Origin of the sequence: Pandoraea sp. PE-S2T-3, assembly GCF_002179965.1 — a bacterium.
Taxonomy (GTDB): domain Bacteria; phylum Pseudomonadota; class Gammaproteobacteria; order Burkholderiales; family Burkholderiaceae; genus Pandoraea.
The window spans coordinates 440,491-455,178 of sequence record NZ_NGUQ01000014.1; the positions used below are offsets into that span (position 1 = coordinate 440,491).

At 63.5% G+C, this 14,688-nt stretch carries 12 protein-coding genes; 7 read left to right on the plus strand and 5 right to left on the minus strand.

The window, feature by feature from the left end; all coding sequences use genetic code 11:
• The first annotated feature begins 4 nt into the window (after positions 1-4).
• The 6 genes from glcF (at position 5) to CDV46_RS11765 (ending at position 6,743) form a co-directional block, all read left to right on the plus strand.
• The gene (gene glcF / locus CDV46_RS11740; protein WP_087691242.1) at positions 5-1,258 is read left to right on the plus strand and encodes a glycolate oxidase subunit GlcF; all 1,254 of its coding nucleotides are present in this window, start codon (positions 5-7) and stop codon (positions 1,256-1,258) included.
• Between the two features lie 280 nt (positions 1,259-1,538).
• Positions 1,539-1,952 (plus strand): DoxX family protein, encoded by a 414-nt coding sequence (locus CDV46_RS11745; protein ID WP_087722618.1) that lies wholly within the window; start codon positions 1,539-1,541, stop codon positions 1,950-1,952.
• A 48-nt stretch (positions 1,953-2,000) separates the two neighbouring features.
• The gene (locus CDV46_RS11750; protein ID WP_087722620.1) at positions 2,001-2,828 is read left to right on the plus strand and encodes a dioxygenase family protein; all 828 of its coding nucleotides are present in this window, start codon (positions 2,001-2,003) and stop codon (positions 2,826-2,828) included.
• Positions 2,829-2,890: 62 nt separating this feature from the next.
• Positions 2,891-3,802 carry a LysR family transcriptional regulator gene (locus tag CDV46_RS11755; RefSeq protein WP_087722622.1) on the plus strand — a complete coding sequence of 304 codons (912 nt, stop codon included), beginning with the start codon at positions 2,891-2,893 and terminating at the stop codon, positions 3,800-3,802.
• 193 nt (positions 3,803-3,995) lie between these two features.
• The gene (locus CDV46_RS11760; protein WP_087722624.1) at positions 3,996-5,354 is read left to right on the plus strand and encodes a hemolysin family protein; all 1,359 of its coding nucleotides are present in this window, start codon (positions 3,996-3,998) and stop codon (positions 5,352-5,354) included.
• 240 nt (positions 5,355-5,594) lie between these two features.
• Positions 5,595-6,743 (plus strand): hypothetical protein, encoded by a 1,149-nt coding sequence (locus tag CDV46_RS11765; protein WP_087691237.1) that lies wholly within the window; start codon positions 5,595-5,597, stop codon positions 6,741-6,743.
• A 99-nt stretch (positions 6,744-6,842) separates the two neighbouring features.
• Here CDV46_RS11765 and CDV46_RS11770 read toward each other — a convergent pair whose 3' ends face one another.
• The 3 genes from CDV46_RS11770 to CDV46_RS11780 all read right to left on the minus strand — a co-directional run bounded on the left by CDV46_RS11770 (position 6,843) and on the right by CDV46_RS11780 (position 8,947).
• A complete protein-coding gene (locus CDV46_RS11770) occupies positions 6,843-7,610 on the minus strand; it encodes a flagellar brake protein (RefSeq protein WP_058375975.1) in 768 nt (255 codons plus the stop codon).
• A gap of 277 nt (positions 7,611-7,887) precedes the next feature.
• Positions 7,888-8,523, minus strand: coding sequence for a LysE family translocator (locus tag CDV46_RS11775; protein ID WP_087691236.1), 636 nt, complete (start codon positions 8,521-8,523; stop codon positions 7,888-7,890).
• A 220-nt stretch (positions 8,524-8,743) separates the two neighbouring features.
• The gene (locus tag CDV46_RS11780; protein WP_087691235.1) at positions 8,744-8,947 is read right to left on the minus strand and encodes a cold-shock protein; all 204 of its coding nucleotides are present in this window, start codon (positions 8,945-8,947) and stop codon (positions 8,744-8,746) included.
• A gap of 556 nt (positions 8,948-9,503) precedes the next feature.
• Here CDV46_RS11780 and CDV46_RS11785 point away from each other — a divergent pair.
• Positions 9,504-10,247, plus strand: a complete 744-nt coding sequence (locus tag CDV46_RS11785; protein ID WP_369597106.1) for a peptidoglycan DD-metalloendopeptidase family protein — start codon at positions 9,504-9,506, stop codon at positions 10,245-10,247.
• Positions 10,248-10,366: 119 nt separating this feature from the next.
• Here CDV46_RS11785 and mdoH read toward each other — a convergent pair whose 3' ends face one another.
• Positions 10,367-12,832, minus strand: a complete 2,466-nt coding sequence (gene mdoH / locus CDV46_RS11790; protein WP_087722776.1) for a glucans biosynthesis glucosyltransferase MdoH — start codon at positions 12,830-12,832, stop codon at positions 10,367-10,369.
• Positions 12,833-13,047: 215 nt separating this feature from the next.
• On the minus strand, positions 13,048-14,571 hold the full coding sequence (locus CDV46_RS11795) for a glucan biosynthesis protein G (protein WP_087722626.1): 1,524 nt from the start codon (positions 14,569-14,571) through the stop codon (positions 13,048-13,050).
• Positions 14,572-14,688 lie beyond the last annotated feature (117 nt).

The following is a 14,688-nucleotide window of genomic DNA, read 5'->3' on the forward strand; positions in this document are numbered from 1 at the left end:
GACGATGCAAACGAACCTCGCAGAATTCCTCCGCCACACACCGGATGGCGACGAAGCCGAAGCCATTCTTCGCAAATGCGTGCATTGCGGCTTTTGCACGGCCACGTGCCCGACTTACCAGTTGCTGGGCGACGAACTCGATGGCCCGCGCGGGCGCATCTACCTCATTAAGCAGATGGTCGAAGGCCAGCCCGTGACGCGCGAAACGCAGCGCCATCTGGACCGCTGCCTCACCTGCCGCAGTTGCGAATCGACCTGCCCGTCGGGCGTGCAATACGGACGTCTGGCCGAAATCGGCCGCCGCCACGTCGACGCGAAAGTCGGCCGCCCGGCCAGTGAGCGCGCGCTGCGCTGGACGCTCGCCCACGTGCTGCCCAATCGCGCGCTGTTTTCACCGGCGCTGCGTCTGGGTCAGCAATTCCGCACGCTGCTGCCCCGATCGCTGCGTGAGAAGGTGCCGCACCGTCAGCGCTCGGGCAGTTGGCCGCAGGGCAAACACGCGCGCCGCATGCTGATGCTCGAAGGCTGCGTGCAACCCGCCATGCTGCCGAACGTCAACAAGGCGACGGCGCGCGTGCTCGACGCGCTCGGCATCGAGATGGTCCGTCCGTCGTCGGCCGGCTGTTGTGGCGCGATTCGCCTGCATCTGAACTATCACGACGACGGGCTCGACGATGCGCGCCGCAACATCGACGCCTGGTGGCCCGAGATCGAAGCGGGTGCCGAGGCCATCGTGATCAACGCGTCGGGCTGCGGCGCGACCATCAAGGAATACGGCCATCTGCTGCGCCACGACGCGCAATACGCGGGCAAGGCGCAGCGTGTCTCCGAGTTGGCGCGCGATCTCTCGGAAGTCATGCTCGATAACGTGGAAGCGTTGCAGCGCCGCATGCCGAACCGGAAGACCGGCAAGATTGCCTATCACCCGCCCTGCACGTTGCAGCACGGTCAGCAGCTCAAGGGCGTGGTGGAGAAGCTGCTCGCGCAGGTTGGCGTGAACGTGATGCTGCCGCAGGACAGCCACATTTGCTGCGGCTCGGCGGGGACGTATTCGGTAACGCAGCCGGTGCTCTCGCATCAACTGCGCGACGCCAAGTGGAAGTCGCTCGACGCTCTCGATCCGGAACTGGTGGTATCGGCCAACGTGGGCTGCATCTGCCATTTGCAGGCGACCGCCAAGGGCGAACATTCGCGTGATCACGCGCCGGTCCAGCACTGGATCGAGTTGCTCGACCGGCTGATGACGCCGGCCCAGTGACGTCTGTCTGACGACGCTATCCCGACGACGCTCGCGTTGTGATTCCCGCCTGACCCCATCCCCACGATGTCGACCTGAGGCTGCCGATCTGATCGGCGGCCTCACCCCTACTGATACGGCCGAGCGCCGATTATCCCCACAGCAGGGACAATCAATCCCGGCCGTGCCCGTTTATCTGGACGATCGCACTCCCTAGAATCGGGGCTAAGTCAGCACAACGTCGTGCTGACAAGCCAAACGTTGCGCTGAACAACAACCGATTCCCTCGCTGGAGCCTGTCATGATCGATACCAAAACCGCCCCGTACGCCGCGCTGTTGCTGCGCGTGTCGCTGGGCATTCTGTTCCTCGCCCACTTGTCGCTGAAAGTGTTCGTGTTCACGATCCCCGGGTTTGTCGGGTTCTTCGGCTCGCTGGGTCTGCCGCCCTTCCTGGCGTATGTCACGATGGCACTCGAACTCGTCGGCGGCCTGATGCTGATTACCGGCTTTTATGCCCGCTGGGCGGCTCTGCCCCTCGCCGCACTGATGCTCGGCACCATCGTGAGCGTGCACGGTCACAACGGCTGGGCGTTCACCAACAAGGGCGGCGGCTGGGAATTCCCCGCGTTCTGGCTGGTCGCGCTGCTCGTGGTGGCCCTGCTGGGTGACGGCGCCTGGTCGGTTCGTTCGGCCGCTCGCACCCGCACCGCGTAATGCTCGTAATGCTCGTAATGCTCGTAATGCTTTGCTGGAGAAATCGTCATGTCTGCCCTGCCCACGCTGTTCGTCTCCCACGGTTCGCCACTGCTTGCGCTCGAACCCGGTCGCACCGGCCCGTTGTTGACGGCGCTGGGCCGTGCAGTCCCGCGTCCGCGTGAAATTCTCGTGATCTCGCCGCACTGGTCGACGCCGACCCCGCGCGTCGGGAATCTCGCGCAACAACGCACCATCCACGATTTCGGGGGCTTCCCGCGCGAACTGTACGGTCTCCAATACCCGGCCGCTGGCGCACCCGCCCTCGCCGAGCGCACCGTGCAGATGTTGCGCGCCGCCGACCTGCCCGCCACGACCGACGATCAATGGGGTCTCGATCACGGCGCGTGGGTGCCGTTGCGCTATCTGTTTCCCGATGCCGACGTGCCCGTCACGCAGTTGTCGCTGCAACGGCAGATGCGTCCCGAGTACCACTACCGCGTCGGCCAGTTGTTGGCCCCGCTCGCGCAAGACGGCGCGCTGATCGTCGCTTCCGGCAGCTTCACGCATAACCTGCACGAAGTGTTTCGCGCACCCTCCGAGGATCGGGCGGAAGCCCCGTATCTGGCTGAATTCGTCGCGTGGTTCACCGAGCATCTCGCCGCCATGGATCTCGACGCGCTCTTCGACTATCGCGCGCGCGCCCCGCATGCCGAGCGCGCGCATCCGACCGACGAGCATCTGCTGCCGCTCTACATGGCGCTGGGTGCTGCCGACAACGCGGCGAAACAAACGCATTTCGATACCGGAGCGACCTACGGCGCGCTGCGCATGGACGCCTTCGCGTTCGGCAATGCCGCCCCGTCACTCGCAGAGGTCACGGCACTGGCACAATAGCGGTCAACGTTTGCCGACCGATCCACCGATCGGTCCGTCACCTTCAGGAGCCCCGCCCCGGCATGAACAAACTGCGCGAGATCGAGTGTTTCATCGCCGTGGTCGAGTCAGGCAGCTTCGTGAAGGCGGCCGCCGCGCTCGGCATCTCGAAGACGGCCATCTCGCGTTACGTCGCCGATCTTGAAGCGCGGCTGGGCACGCGGCTCCTGCAACGCACGACACGCCGCCTGTCACTCACCGAGCCCGGACAGCGTTACGTGGAGCGCTGCCGCCAGATTCTCTCCGAACTCGACGAAGCCGACGCCATGGCCGGCGAGCAGGATGGGCAGCCCGCCGGTCCGCTGCGCATCAACGCACCGCACACCTTCGGCGTGCTCCATCTGGCGCCGCTCTGGCCGACGTTTCTGGCCCAACACCCGCAGGTTTCGCTCGATATCACGCTCAGCGACCGTCTGATCGATATCGTCGAAGAGGGCTACGATCTGGCCATCCGCATCACGCGGCTGCCTGACTCGTCGCTCGTGCATCGCCGGCTGGCGGGCACCCGCATGGTGCTCTGCGCGTCACCGGGCTATCTCGCCCAGCACGGCACCCCGCAGCATCCGAGTGCGCTCGCCCATCATGAAACCGTCGGCTACAGCTACTTTTCGCATCGTCGCGAGTGGCGCTTCGACGGCCCCGACGGACCGGTTTCCGTGCGAACCCATGCCCGGCTGATCGCCGACAACGGCGACACCTGCCTCGCAGCGGCCGAAGCGGGCGCTGGCGTGATTCTGCAACCGGCTTTCCTCGTGCAGGATGCGTTGCGCGAAGGCCGGCTCATCGAGTTTCTGCCCGAGTACACGCAGGGCGAGACCGGCATCTACGCCGTCTACCCGACCCGCAAATACCTGAGTGCCAAAGTGCGCGCGCTGATCGACTTCCTCGTCGAAGCCTTCGCCATGCCGGGCTGGCGCGCGATCGACCAGCCCTGAGCGGCGCCCGCCACCGCTCCCTGACGCCCGGCACGCGGCCCCGACCGGGGTCACGGCAACTTGCTTGCATCCCCTGCGAAAGCCCCACGAATCGCACAGAATCACCCGGCAAAACACGGGAACTCCGTGGATATTTATTGTCCATTGCAAATGTCACTTATACTGTCGGGCCTGTCGTCTAATCTCGGATATTTTGGAAAACTTCTTACTGATCGTCGCTGCGATCCTGCTGGTGTTTCTTAACGGCTTTTTCGTGGCGGCGGAATTCGGCCTCGTCAAACTGCGCCAGACGCGCGTTCACATCATTGCCCGCCAACGCGGTTGGCGCGGGCGTGTCCTGGCCAAGGTTCACGGCCAACTCGACACCTACCTCTCAGCGTGCCAACTCGGCATCACCCTCGCCTCGCTCGGCCTGGGCTGGATTGGCGAGCCGGCTTTCGCGCGCGTCCTCACGCCGTTGTTCGCCGCCATTGGCGTCACCTCGCCCGAGCTGATTCACGGGCTGGCGTTCTTCATCGCGTTCTTCACGATCTCGTATCTGCACATCGTCGTGGGCGAACTCGCGCCGAAATCGATGGCGCTGCGCATGCCGGAAGCCGTCTCGGTGTGGACCGCTGCGCCGCTCTACGGCTTCTACTGGATGATGTACCCGGCGATCTGGGTGCTGAACCACAGTGCCAACCGCCTGCTGCGCTGGACAGGTCTCGACCCGTCGCACGGCGCCGAAGCGCATTACTCTGCGGACGAAATCAAGCTGATCGTGCGCGGGGGTGCGGCGAGTGAAAAACTCTCGCGCGACGACTGGAACGTGGTGGCCTACGCCATCGATTTCAGCGATCTGACCGTGTCCGACCTGATGCGTCCGATGAGCGAAGTGGCAGCGTTTCGACGCGACGCGACGTTCACCGAGAACATGGACACGGCGTACCGTCACCGCTACAGCCGCTATCCGTTCTTCGATAACGACGGCGAAACCGTGCTCGGCGTGATTCACCTGAAAGATCTGTTCCTCGCAGAACACCATGGCCAGTCGATTGCGGACCTCGGCAGCATGGCGCGGCCGGTCGAGCGCGTGAAGCCGGACATGCCCGCGCGCGAGCTGTTCCAGCGTTTTCGCCGGGGTGCACCGCACTTTGCCATCGTCGGATGGCCCGATCAGAAACCGATCGGCTTTCTCACGCTCGACAACCTGCTCTCGGCACTCGTCGGCAAGATTCGCGACGAATTCCGTCAAACGGAAGACGACTGGACGCGCATGGAAGACGGCACGCTCATCGGGCGCGGCAGCTTGCCGATCCTGACACTCGAGCGCGCGCTGGGACTGGATATCCCCAGCGAGCACGCTGAATCGGTGGGCGGCCTGATCATGGACGCCCTCGCCTATCTGCCGCGCGAAGGCCAGAAGATCGACTTCGACGGCTTCTCGGTCGTCGTCAAGAAGATGCAGGGCCCGCGCATCGTGCTCGTGCGCGTGTATCCCGACGGCGTGCGTGAAGCTGGCGAGCCCGGTGACACGCGTGAAGCCCGTGGCAAGGCCTCCGACGCCGCCTGACGTCACCCGGCGTTACTTGAGCCCCTGAGGATTTCCCGGAATGTGGCGGTGCAACAACGGACGGGTGATGCCCGATTGATGCCCGCCATGTCCCCCGACAGACTACGCTCTATAAGTGCCAAATCCCGATCGAGGAAGGCATGCGTTGCGGGGGTATTACGTACGTCAGGCTCGTTAAGCTTGTTTTGCGTGTGACGAGCGTAGCCGTACGGCTGGGGCTGCGGCCAGGGGAGTCCCGAAGTGGACGACACGGGGAACACGGGGAAGTTGACGCTCGACGCGTTGATCGGCACCTGCTACGACGGGGTGCTCGACGAAGCTCGCTGGGACGAGGCACTGCGCGGCATCAACCGGTGGGTGGGGGGCATGGGCTTCCACTCGGTCACCTGGGACCGCTCACGCCACTGCGCGACACGCGACTCTCACACACTGGAAACCTCGCCGGAAGTCATCCGCGAGTTTCTGGAAAAGCTTGCGCCGTCCGATCCGCGCGTGAGCCTGATGCTGCGCCAGCCCATCGGCCACGCGATGCGTTGCCACCATCACTTGAGCGACCGCTACGTTGCGCGCAGCGAACTGTTCAACGAATTTCTAATTCCCAACGGCGTGCGCTACACGTACGGCCTGCATCTTGAAGGCGCCGACGGCACCAGCGAGTTGCTGGCGATCTTGCGCTCGCCGGATCATGTCCCGTTTGAAGACGCGGACGCCGACCCCGAACTCGAAATTCTGACGCAGCATCTCGCGCGTGCCGCTCGCTTGCGCGCGGGCACACGGCACCTGCAAGCGCAGGCTGCGATGGGCATGGCCGTGCTCGATCAGCTGGAACTCGCCGTCATCATCACCGACGACACGGCGCATGCCCACTATCTGAACGCGGCAGCGCACCAGTTGCTGGGAGAAACGAGGAACATCGCGATCCGCAGTGGCAAGTTCGGTGCCTTGCTGCCGAACGACGAGCGGGCGCTGCGGCGCCTGATCACGCAAGCTACGGCACCGATGCCGGTGGCCGGCAGCCATCGTCTGCACGGCGAGAATCAGCGGCACTGGGTCGTGACCGCGCTGCCGTTGCGTGAGTCTCACGCGTGCGCTGCGCCGTGGCAACGCCCGATGACCATGCTGACCATCGGCGAGCTGGACCGGCGCGTGTCGTTGAGTCCTTACACGCTGAAGGTGCTGTTCGGGTTGTCGCCCGCCGAGGCACGTCTGGCGCTGGCGTTAGCGGAGGGGACGGAGTTGACGCAGTACGCGATGGACGCGAAGGTGGCCATCAACACGGCGAGAACGCAATTGCGCCACGTCTTCGACAAGACGGGGTGCCGGCGGCAAGCCGACCTGTTGCGGCTGCTGCATGCCATCCCGGCATTGCGGATTCACGCGCCGGCATGACCAGCATCAACGAGCATCGACGAGCAAAGCGAAAGGGAATTTGAACGACGAGGCCGCGGATCGGGCCTCGTCGGTGTCACTCACACGAACAACACGCCATCAGGCGCGTGCGAACGCCTTGCGGTTCAGTTCGAGTTGGGTGATGAGCTTTTGCAGACGCGATTCGGCCGTGCGCGAGAGCGCGATATAGCGGCAGCCGATGTGATATTCCACGTCCTTCGGCAGCGGGACAGTGCGCAGATTGCACACCTCAAGATCGACCTGCACCGTACCGTAGTCGCGCAGTTCGACCTCGGCGTGCATGAGCATCGAGCCCTTCGGAATCTCTGCGGCCACTTCAGCACGCGTGCGCAGCCCCAAACCACCGAGCGACAGATCGAAGACGTTCAGACGCAGCGGTGCGTCTTCCGGGAACTTGACCGTGCATTGGTACGGATCGAGGATCGGCGTCTTCACGCGGAAATAGTCGCGACGCTGCAAGCGCACGAGCGATTCCGGATACGACGCATAGAACGCCGGGTAGCCTTCGTACTCGCGCTCTTCGATGTCGCCGATCGGAAAGTGCACTTGAATGCCTTCCGGTACCCCGACGAACAGCGCGCGCTTGTTGGCGAGCAGTGCGCGGTTTTCCGTCTCGACACCGCCCCAGTCGAAATAGAAGCCACGGGCTTGCGGTTCGACCTTGAGCAGCCGGGTGACGAGCTGACGCTGCCCGTTGGCGAAATACACCGTCATGAAGTCGCCGCGCGTGGCCAGGTGACGTAACACGCCCCCGATTTCAAGCGGATTGCTGATGCGATACGAGTCGTGCAGTTGGGACTCGTCGTCGGTGGGCGGCGGCGTCAGCTGCGGTTCTGTCGTTTCCATACCTGATCTTCTATTTATCCCCGATACGACCGCACAAGCCGTACGAATTAAGCCTTGGGACTGGCCGGGCGACTCTGCCTGACGGCGACGAGACGAACTCCACGGCACTCGACGACACGTTACGTGGCACCACGTGATTAACGGCCATCGCCCGGAAATATTGAGTGCATCGGCTTGTGAGCAAACTGCTCCCCGTACCCACACGCCACACTTGGGTGCCCGAAAGCACCTTCACCCCACTTACCTTGCTGTTCCGCGATTACGCTGCGGAATCGGCTTAGCGGTGTACCGCAGCCATCAGCGCACCAAACCCCATGAACACGCCACCGCTGATCCGGTTGAAGGCCTTGAGCACGCGCGCTTCGCGCAAATACGGTGCAATGCGCAGACCGCCCGTGGCGTACACCAGATACCAGCTCATCTCGATGACGGCAAACGTGCCGAGCAGAATCGAGAACTGCGGCAGCTTGGCCGCGACCGGGTCGATGAACTGCGGCAGGAATGCCGCGGCGAACAGAATCGCCTTCGGGTTGCTTGCTGCGACTAGAAAGCCGGATTTGAAAAGCTTGCCGAAGCTGGAATCCTCCGCAGCGGCGGGGGCGCTCAGACTGGCAGCGTCACGGGTATCGACCGGCGAGCGCCAGCTTTTGTAGCCGAGATAGATGAGATAGGCGGCGCCGGCGTAGCGCAGGGTGTCGAACACCATCGGCCAGGCCTTGAGCACCGCACCGAGACCGGCGGCCGAAATCGACATCATGGCGATGAGTGCGGTCATGCAACCGGCCATGGTTCCCGCAGCAGGCCGTAATCCGTGGCGCGCGCCATGCGTCATGACGAGCAGCATGTTCGGGCCCGGCGTTGCCGACACGAAGAAGACGGTGACCACGTACAGCCACCACGTTTGCAGGCTCATGATTGCCTCGGAAAAATGCTTCACACATTACGATCAGGCATTGTAGCGTCGAACCGCTGCGGTGGCATCGTTCGCGTGCACGTCCTGCGCGTTTCAGTGGCTATCGGCACTATCGACGATCCGGAAAAACAAACAGGCCCGATGACTTACGTCATCGAGCCTGTTTTTTCCGTGGAGCGTCCCGTTACCGGGGGCGCTCACGAATACGTATCAAGCGCTATTACAGCGGCTTGATGTTCGCAGCTTGCTTGCCCTTCGGGCCAGTCTTCACTTCGAACGAAACGCGTTGGTTCTCGGCCAGCGACTTGAAGCCGTCTGCCTTGATTTCCGAGAAGTGGGCGAAGAGATCTTCACCGCCGGCGTCCGGGGTGATGAAGCCGAAGCCCTTAGCGTCGTTGAACCACTTAACAATACCGGTTTCCATGTTTTTCCTAATAAACATAATGCCTGGGGTCGACATGACCCCTCCAGCGCTGACAATCAAGGGAAAATGAAGGACTAGAAACCAGCGAGAAGCAGGAAAACTACGTCTGACAACAACTTCGCGGCTTGACAATCTGCAATTGGTTTTATACGTGGCAAAGGCACGCTTGTCAACTGGGAATATGCTGCATATTAAGTAACAGTTTCTCGTATATAGCAGGGAATTTGCGCGTTGATCAACGATCAGAGAGGGTCTCGCAGCCCGTACAATGGGCGTTTTGCACCGTGCTCATGCCGTCGCCGCGCACTCGGACCCGCCTTTCGTGCTGCCAGAAGTGATCTTCAGGCAACTTTCGGCCACCCCCGCTCAGCCTTGCCTGCTGTGCTTCGCGACCGCCTCTGGGCCCATAACCTGCCAACGGATGGAGCCTACTCACCTCGTGCGACCGCCCCGGTTGCAACCTGAAGTACCGACGCCGCTTGCCGCGTCGCCTCACCCCATCGATTTGTGTAACAAACGCGATGTCCCTGCGGTTCGCAAATTATCGAATTGGCGCATCGGCTGGTCGCGCTGGCGTGCGCACGCCGTCAGTCTGGCCGTCTGCGCCACGCTGGCCGCCTGCGCAGGCTCGCCGACGTACGGTCCGGTCCCCGCAGGCAGTTATCGCGTGGCGTCGGGCGACACCCTCTATGGCATTGCCCGCGCCAATAACGCCAGCACGGCCGATCTGGTGCGCTGGAACGGCCTGACCGACGCCGACAAGATCGAAGTCGGTCAGGTACTACGCGTCGTGCCACCGGCCGGCTCGTCCAGCGCCCCGGCGGCGGCATCGGGTGGCGCATCATCGGGGAGCACCGCCAAACCGCGCCCGAAGGCTCAGCCCACGCCCAAGGCAGCGCCGGCGCCGGTCGCGCCGCGCACGGCAACCAACAAAATTCCGATGATCTGGCCCGCCGACGGCCCCGTGCTGTCGAATTTCAATGGCAGCAGCAACAAGGGGGTCGATATCGGCGGCAAGTCGGGTGACCCGGTCTACGCGGCAGCCGCAGGCAAGGTGGTGTACGCCGGCAGCGGCTTGCGCGGGTACGGCAATCTGGTGATGGTGCAGCACGACAACGGTTATCTGACGGCCTATGCCCACAACCGCGCCGTTCTGGTCAAGGAAGGTGCGGCCGTGACCAAGGGCCAGAAGATTGCCGAGATGGGAGACACCGACTCTCACGGCACCGTCAAACTGCACTTCGAAGTGCGTCAGAAGGGCACGCCGTTCAATCCTCGCGACTTCCTGCCGTCGCGCTGATCACGAGTCACAAGCGCTTACCGCGCACGCCACAAAACAAAAGGGCTGAGACCTGTGCAAGACAGGACTCAGCCCTTTGTTCTTAACCTCGTCACTTCAGATCGGCCAGCGCAGCCCGCTCAGGCCGACGCCAGAAACCCCTGCGACAACCCATTGGCCCGTGCATCGCGCCAATCGCGATGCGCACGCGGATCGGCCCATACCAGCAGATGCAACGCCGCCAGCCCGCGCGGATCGTTGAGCAGTTCCCACTTCTGCGTGTTCGTCAGCTTCGCCGGTCCCTTGAGCAACGCGGCTTCGACGCGTCCGGCCCGAATCGTGTCGTGCTTCGGATCGTCGTGCGTCGGCGCCACGCTCGCGGCCACCAGCGCATTGGCCATCGGGTCGACCACCGCATCCACGAAGTTCACGTACGAGCGCGCCTCATCGGTGTACTTCTCCGTCATGCGCAGTTCTTTCGGCGGCCACGATTCTTCCGGAATCAGGAACAGGCGCGCCCGCTTCAGCCCGCGTCCCAACGACACGCGACTGGAGAATACCGACACCGGAATCGAAATCATCATCGAGCCGACGATCGGCATGAGCCACCAGATGAAATCGGGATTGAGCCAGTACACCAACGCGCCCCAGCCCATGCCGATGATCGTTTGCAGACCGTGGCGGCGAATCGCTTCACCCCAATGCGTCTCGGCGTCCTCACGCGGCGGCGATTTCCATTGAATCGCGATCCCGGTGAGCGCGGCCAGCACGAACTGCGTGTGGAACAACATGCGCACCGGCGCCAGCACGGCGGAAAACACGAGCTCGATGAACATGCTCACCGTCACCGCAAGCCAGCCGCCGAAACGCTTCGCTCCCTTCACCCAGATCAGCAGCACCGCCAGAATCTTCGGTAGGAAGAGCAGCGTGGCCGTCGCCGAGAACAACGCCAGCGCCCGCTCGGGATGCCACTCCGGCCAGACCGGGAAGAGCTGACGCGGTGCCGTGAAGTATTCCGGCACGACGAGCGTGTGCTTGGCCAGCAGGCACGTCGACAGAATCAGGAACACGAACCACAACGGCGCGGAGACATAAGCCATCGCCCCCGTCACGAACACGGCGCGGTGCACCGGGTGCATCCCCTCGGCGAGAAACAGCCGGAAGTTCATCAGGTTGCCCTGACACCAGCGGCGGTCGCGCTTGAGTTCATCGAGCAGGTTGGGCGGCATTTCTTCGTAGCTGCCCGGCAGATCGTAGGCAATCCATACGCCCCAGCCGGCACGGCGCATGAGCGCCGCCTCGACGAAGTCGTGCGAGAGAATCGCGCCCGACAATGCGCCCTTGCCCGGCAACGGCGCGAGCGCGCAGTGCTCCATGAACGGCTTGAGACGGATGATGGCGTTGTGGCCCCAGTAGTGCGACTCGCCCAACTGCCAGTAATGCAGCCCGGCAGTGAAGAGCGGACCGTACACGCGCCCGGCAAACTGCTGCAAGCGCGCATAGAACGTCTCACGCCCTGCGGCCAGCGGTGCGGTCTGGATCAACCCGGCACTCGGGTGCGATTCCATCATGCGCACGAGTTTGGTCAGGCACTCACCGCTCATCACGCTGTCGGCATCGAGCACGATCATGTAGCGGTAGTTGCTGCCCCAGCGACGGCAGAAGTCGTCGAGGTTGCCGCTCTTGCGCTTCACGCGGCGCTGACGCCGGCGATAGAAAATGCGGCCGAACCCCCCGACTTCGCGGCACAGTGCCTGCCACGCATCGACCTCGGCCGTACAGTTATCGGCCTCGTTCGAATCCGACAGGATGAAGAAGTCGAACCGCTCCAGCGAATCGGTCTTCGCGAGCGACTCATACGTCGCGCGAAGGCCCGCGAACACGCGGCCGACGTCTTCGTTACAGATCGGCATCACGATGGCGGTGCGCGCATCGGCGGCAATCGGCGCGTCGCCCGCCGCCATCTTCGAGATCATGTGGCGCTCGCCACCGACCAGCAGAACGAAGAAGCCGAAGATCGCGGTCCAGAAGCCTGCCGACACCCAGCCGAACAGCAGCACGAACAGCGCGAGTACGGCGAATTCGAGCGGATCGGCCCCGTGATACGGCAACACCGACGCCATGAAGTGCGTGGCGAGCGCCGTCTGCGCGATCATCAGCGCGAGCAGCGTCCAGCGGCGGCGACGTCCCGCCTGCGACCAGCGGCCTTTCGGATCGGGGGCGTCACGCACCAGCGGATCGGGATCTTTACGGCCCGTGATGGCGCGCCAGAGACGTCCCAGCGGATTGAGCGACCACGGACGCGGCACGAGCGACGTGCGGCGCACCGGCGGCGCAATGCGCAGCGTCTCGACACCGCGCACCTCGTTCAGGCCTGCGGCGGCCGCGAGCGAACCGCCTTCCGTGAGCGAAAGACGCGCCGGTTGCGACGCCAGCACGGCGTCGCTGTCGGATTCGATTTCGGCGATATCGGGCGCGTGCCACGCCGTCGGCGCAACGGGCGACAGCACGCCTGCCGGCGAGGCAATCGCCTGCGTTCCGGCAGCGTCTTGCGCTGGCGCTGGCGCGGTCGCGGCATCGCCCGCATCGGCATCGTTGGCTTCCATGCCCTCAACGTCCGCGGCAACATCGCTCGGCGGCACCACCGCGACCTCCTCACCATTCGCAATGCGAGCGGTGAGCAGACGCTGGATACGGGTCAGCACGTCGAGCGAATCGCCGCCGTCACGCTGTGCCTGAGCCAGCAATGCGCGGCGCTTTTCGGCGGGCAGGGGCAGCCGGTCGACGTAAAGCTCGTCGACCGGGATATCGGAGCGGTCGCTCACTCGGGGGGTAACAGGTAGCTCCACGTTTCGGATAGGGTATTGCTGCCGTTGCGCAGATAAGCGCGCATTTCGACGGGTTTCTCGGAATCGAGGCGGCGCATGCGCAGCATGACGCGATAGCCTCCCGTGACGTCATTGCGCTGCGTCTGTACTTCGAGGATCTTGCCGTTCGCGTCAGTCGTCACATTGCCTTCGACTTTGGCGTCGTCCGGCAGTTTCTTGAACGCCGGTCCTTCGAAATCGATGGCGAACAGCTGACTATCGTCTGGTTTTCCCCGGTAGCCATGTCCCCGGCGGCTTTGTGTCACCCACGCCATCGGCGGGCGCTTGTCGTTATCTTTCTGCCACGACAGCTTGTACTCGAACGCATAAGGCTGCTTGGGCTTGGGCGGCGCATCCGGCACCCAATAGGCGACGATATTATCGTTCGTTTCGTCGGGCGTCGGAATCTGCACCAGCTCGACGCGGCCCTGTCCCCACTTGCCCTTGGGCTCGACCCAGGCGCTCGGGCGCGACTCGTAGTGATCTTCCAGATCCTGATAGCTGCTGAAGTCGCGATCACGCTGCAACAGGCCGAAGCCGGCCGGGTTCGACAGCGAGAACGACGAGACCAGCAAACGCTTCGGATTGACGAGCGGACGCCAGATCCATTCGCCCGTGCCCGACTGGATCGACAGGCCATCGGAGTCATGCACTTCCGGACGATAGTCCGGCGCCGGCGGTTGCTGGTTCTCGCCGAAGAAATACATGCTGGTGAGCGGCGCCAACCCCAGCTTGGTCACGTTCTCGCGCAGGAACAACTCGGCCTTCACATCCACGGTGGTATCGACGCCCGGGCGCAGCGTGAAGCGATACGCGCCCGTCGCACGCGGCGAATCGAGCAGCGCGAAGATCGTCAGGTCCTTGGCGCCCGGTGCCGGACGCTGAATCCAGAACTCGGTGAAGCGCGGAAATTCCTCGCCGGAATTGAGCGCCGTGTCCAGCGCCAGTCCGCGCGCCGACAGGCCATAGGTCTGGTTCTTGCCCAAGGCGCGGAAATAGCTCGCGCCGAGGAACACCATGACCTCGTCCTTGTACTTGGGGGTGTTTACCGCATAGTGAATGCGAAAGCCCGCGTAGCCCAACCCGCGCAATTGCTTCGGATCGACCTTCACCGTGCCGAAATCGAACTGATCGGGCATGTAGCGCACTTCGCGCACGCTGTTGCCGATGAGTTCATTGATCTTGACCGGCCGGTCGTAATACGAGCCCTCGTGGAAGAACATCAGCTCGAACGGCAGCTTCTGTGCACGCCACAATGCCTTTTCGGGCTTGAAGCGGATGCCGCGATAGCGGTCGTACGTGAGGTTCTGGAGATCCTTGGGCAGGTTCTGATCGGTCGGCTTGTAGCGACTATTCGCGAGCGCGCGGGCTTGCTTGGCCACGTCGTCGAACGAGAAAGCGTGCGCCGCGCCCGACACCAGCGCGCAGAGACTGAGCATGCCGGCGAGCGCCAGACGCAGAGCACGGTGGGAAATCATGCGGGAAATCGTATTTGGCAGGAATTCCATCGGCAGTGGGGGTAGCGTGTAACGCGCGTACTGACCGTAGCCAGCGTGCGCTGAACGCGCAATTTTACCCGTTCATTTGCCGATTGA

Coding starts and splice junctions, on each gene's coding strand:
- CDV46_RS11795 (WP_087722626.1), bottom strand. CDS start 14,571: ATGATTTCCCACCGTGCTCTGCGTCTGGCGCTCGCCGGCATGCTCAGT.
- CDV46_RS11750 (WP_087722620.1), top strand. CDS start 2,001: ATGTCTGCCCTGCCCACGCTGTTCGTCTCCCACGGTTCGCCACTGCTT.
- glcF (WP_087691242.1), top strand. CDS start 5: ATGCAAACGAACCTCGCAGAATTCCTCCGCCACACACCGGATGGCGAC.
- CDV46_RS11745 (WP_087722618.1), top strand. CDS start 1,539: ATGATCGATACCAAAACCGCCCCGTACGCCGCGCTGTTGCTGCGCGTG.
- CDV46_RS11770 (WP_058375975.1), bottom strand. CDS start 7,610: ATGGAAACGACAGAACCGCAGCTGACGCCGCCGCCCACCGACGACGAG.
- CDV46_RS11755 (WP_087722622.1), top strand. CDS start 2,891: ATGAACAAACTGCGCGAGATCGAGTGTTTCATCGCCGTGGTCGAGTCA.
- mdoH (WP_087722776.1), bottom strand. CDS start 12,832: ATGGAAGCCAACGATGCCGATGCGGGCGATGCCGCGACCGCGCCAGCG.
- CDV46_RS11780 (WP_087691235.1), bottom strand. CDS start 8,947: ATGGAAACCGGTATTGTTAAGTGGTTCAACGACGCTAAGGGCTTCGGC.
- CDV46_RS11775 (WP_087691236.1), bottom strand. CDS start 8,523: ATGAGCCTGCAAACGTGGTGGCTGTACGTGGTCACCGTCTTCTTCGTG.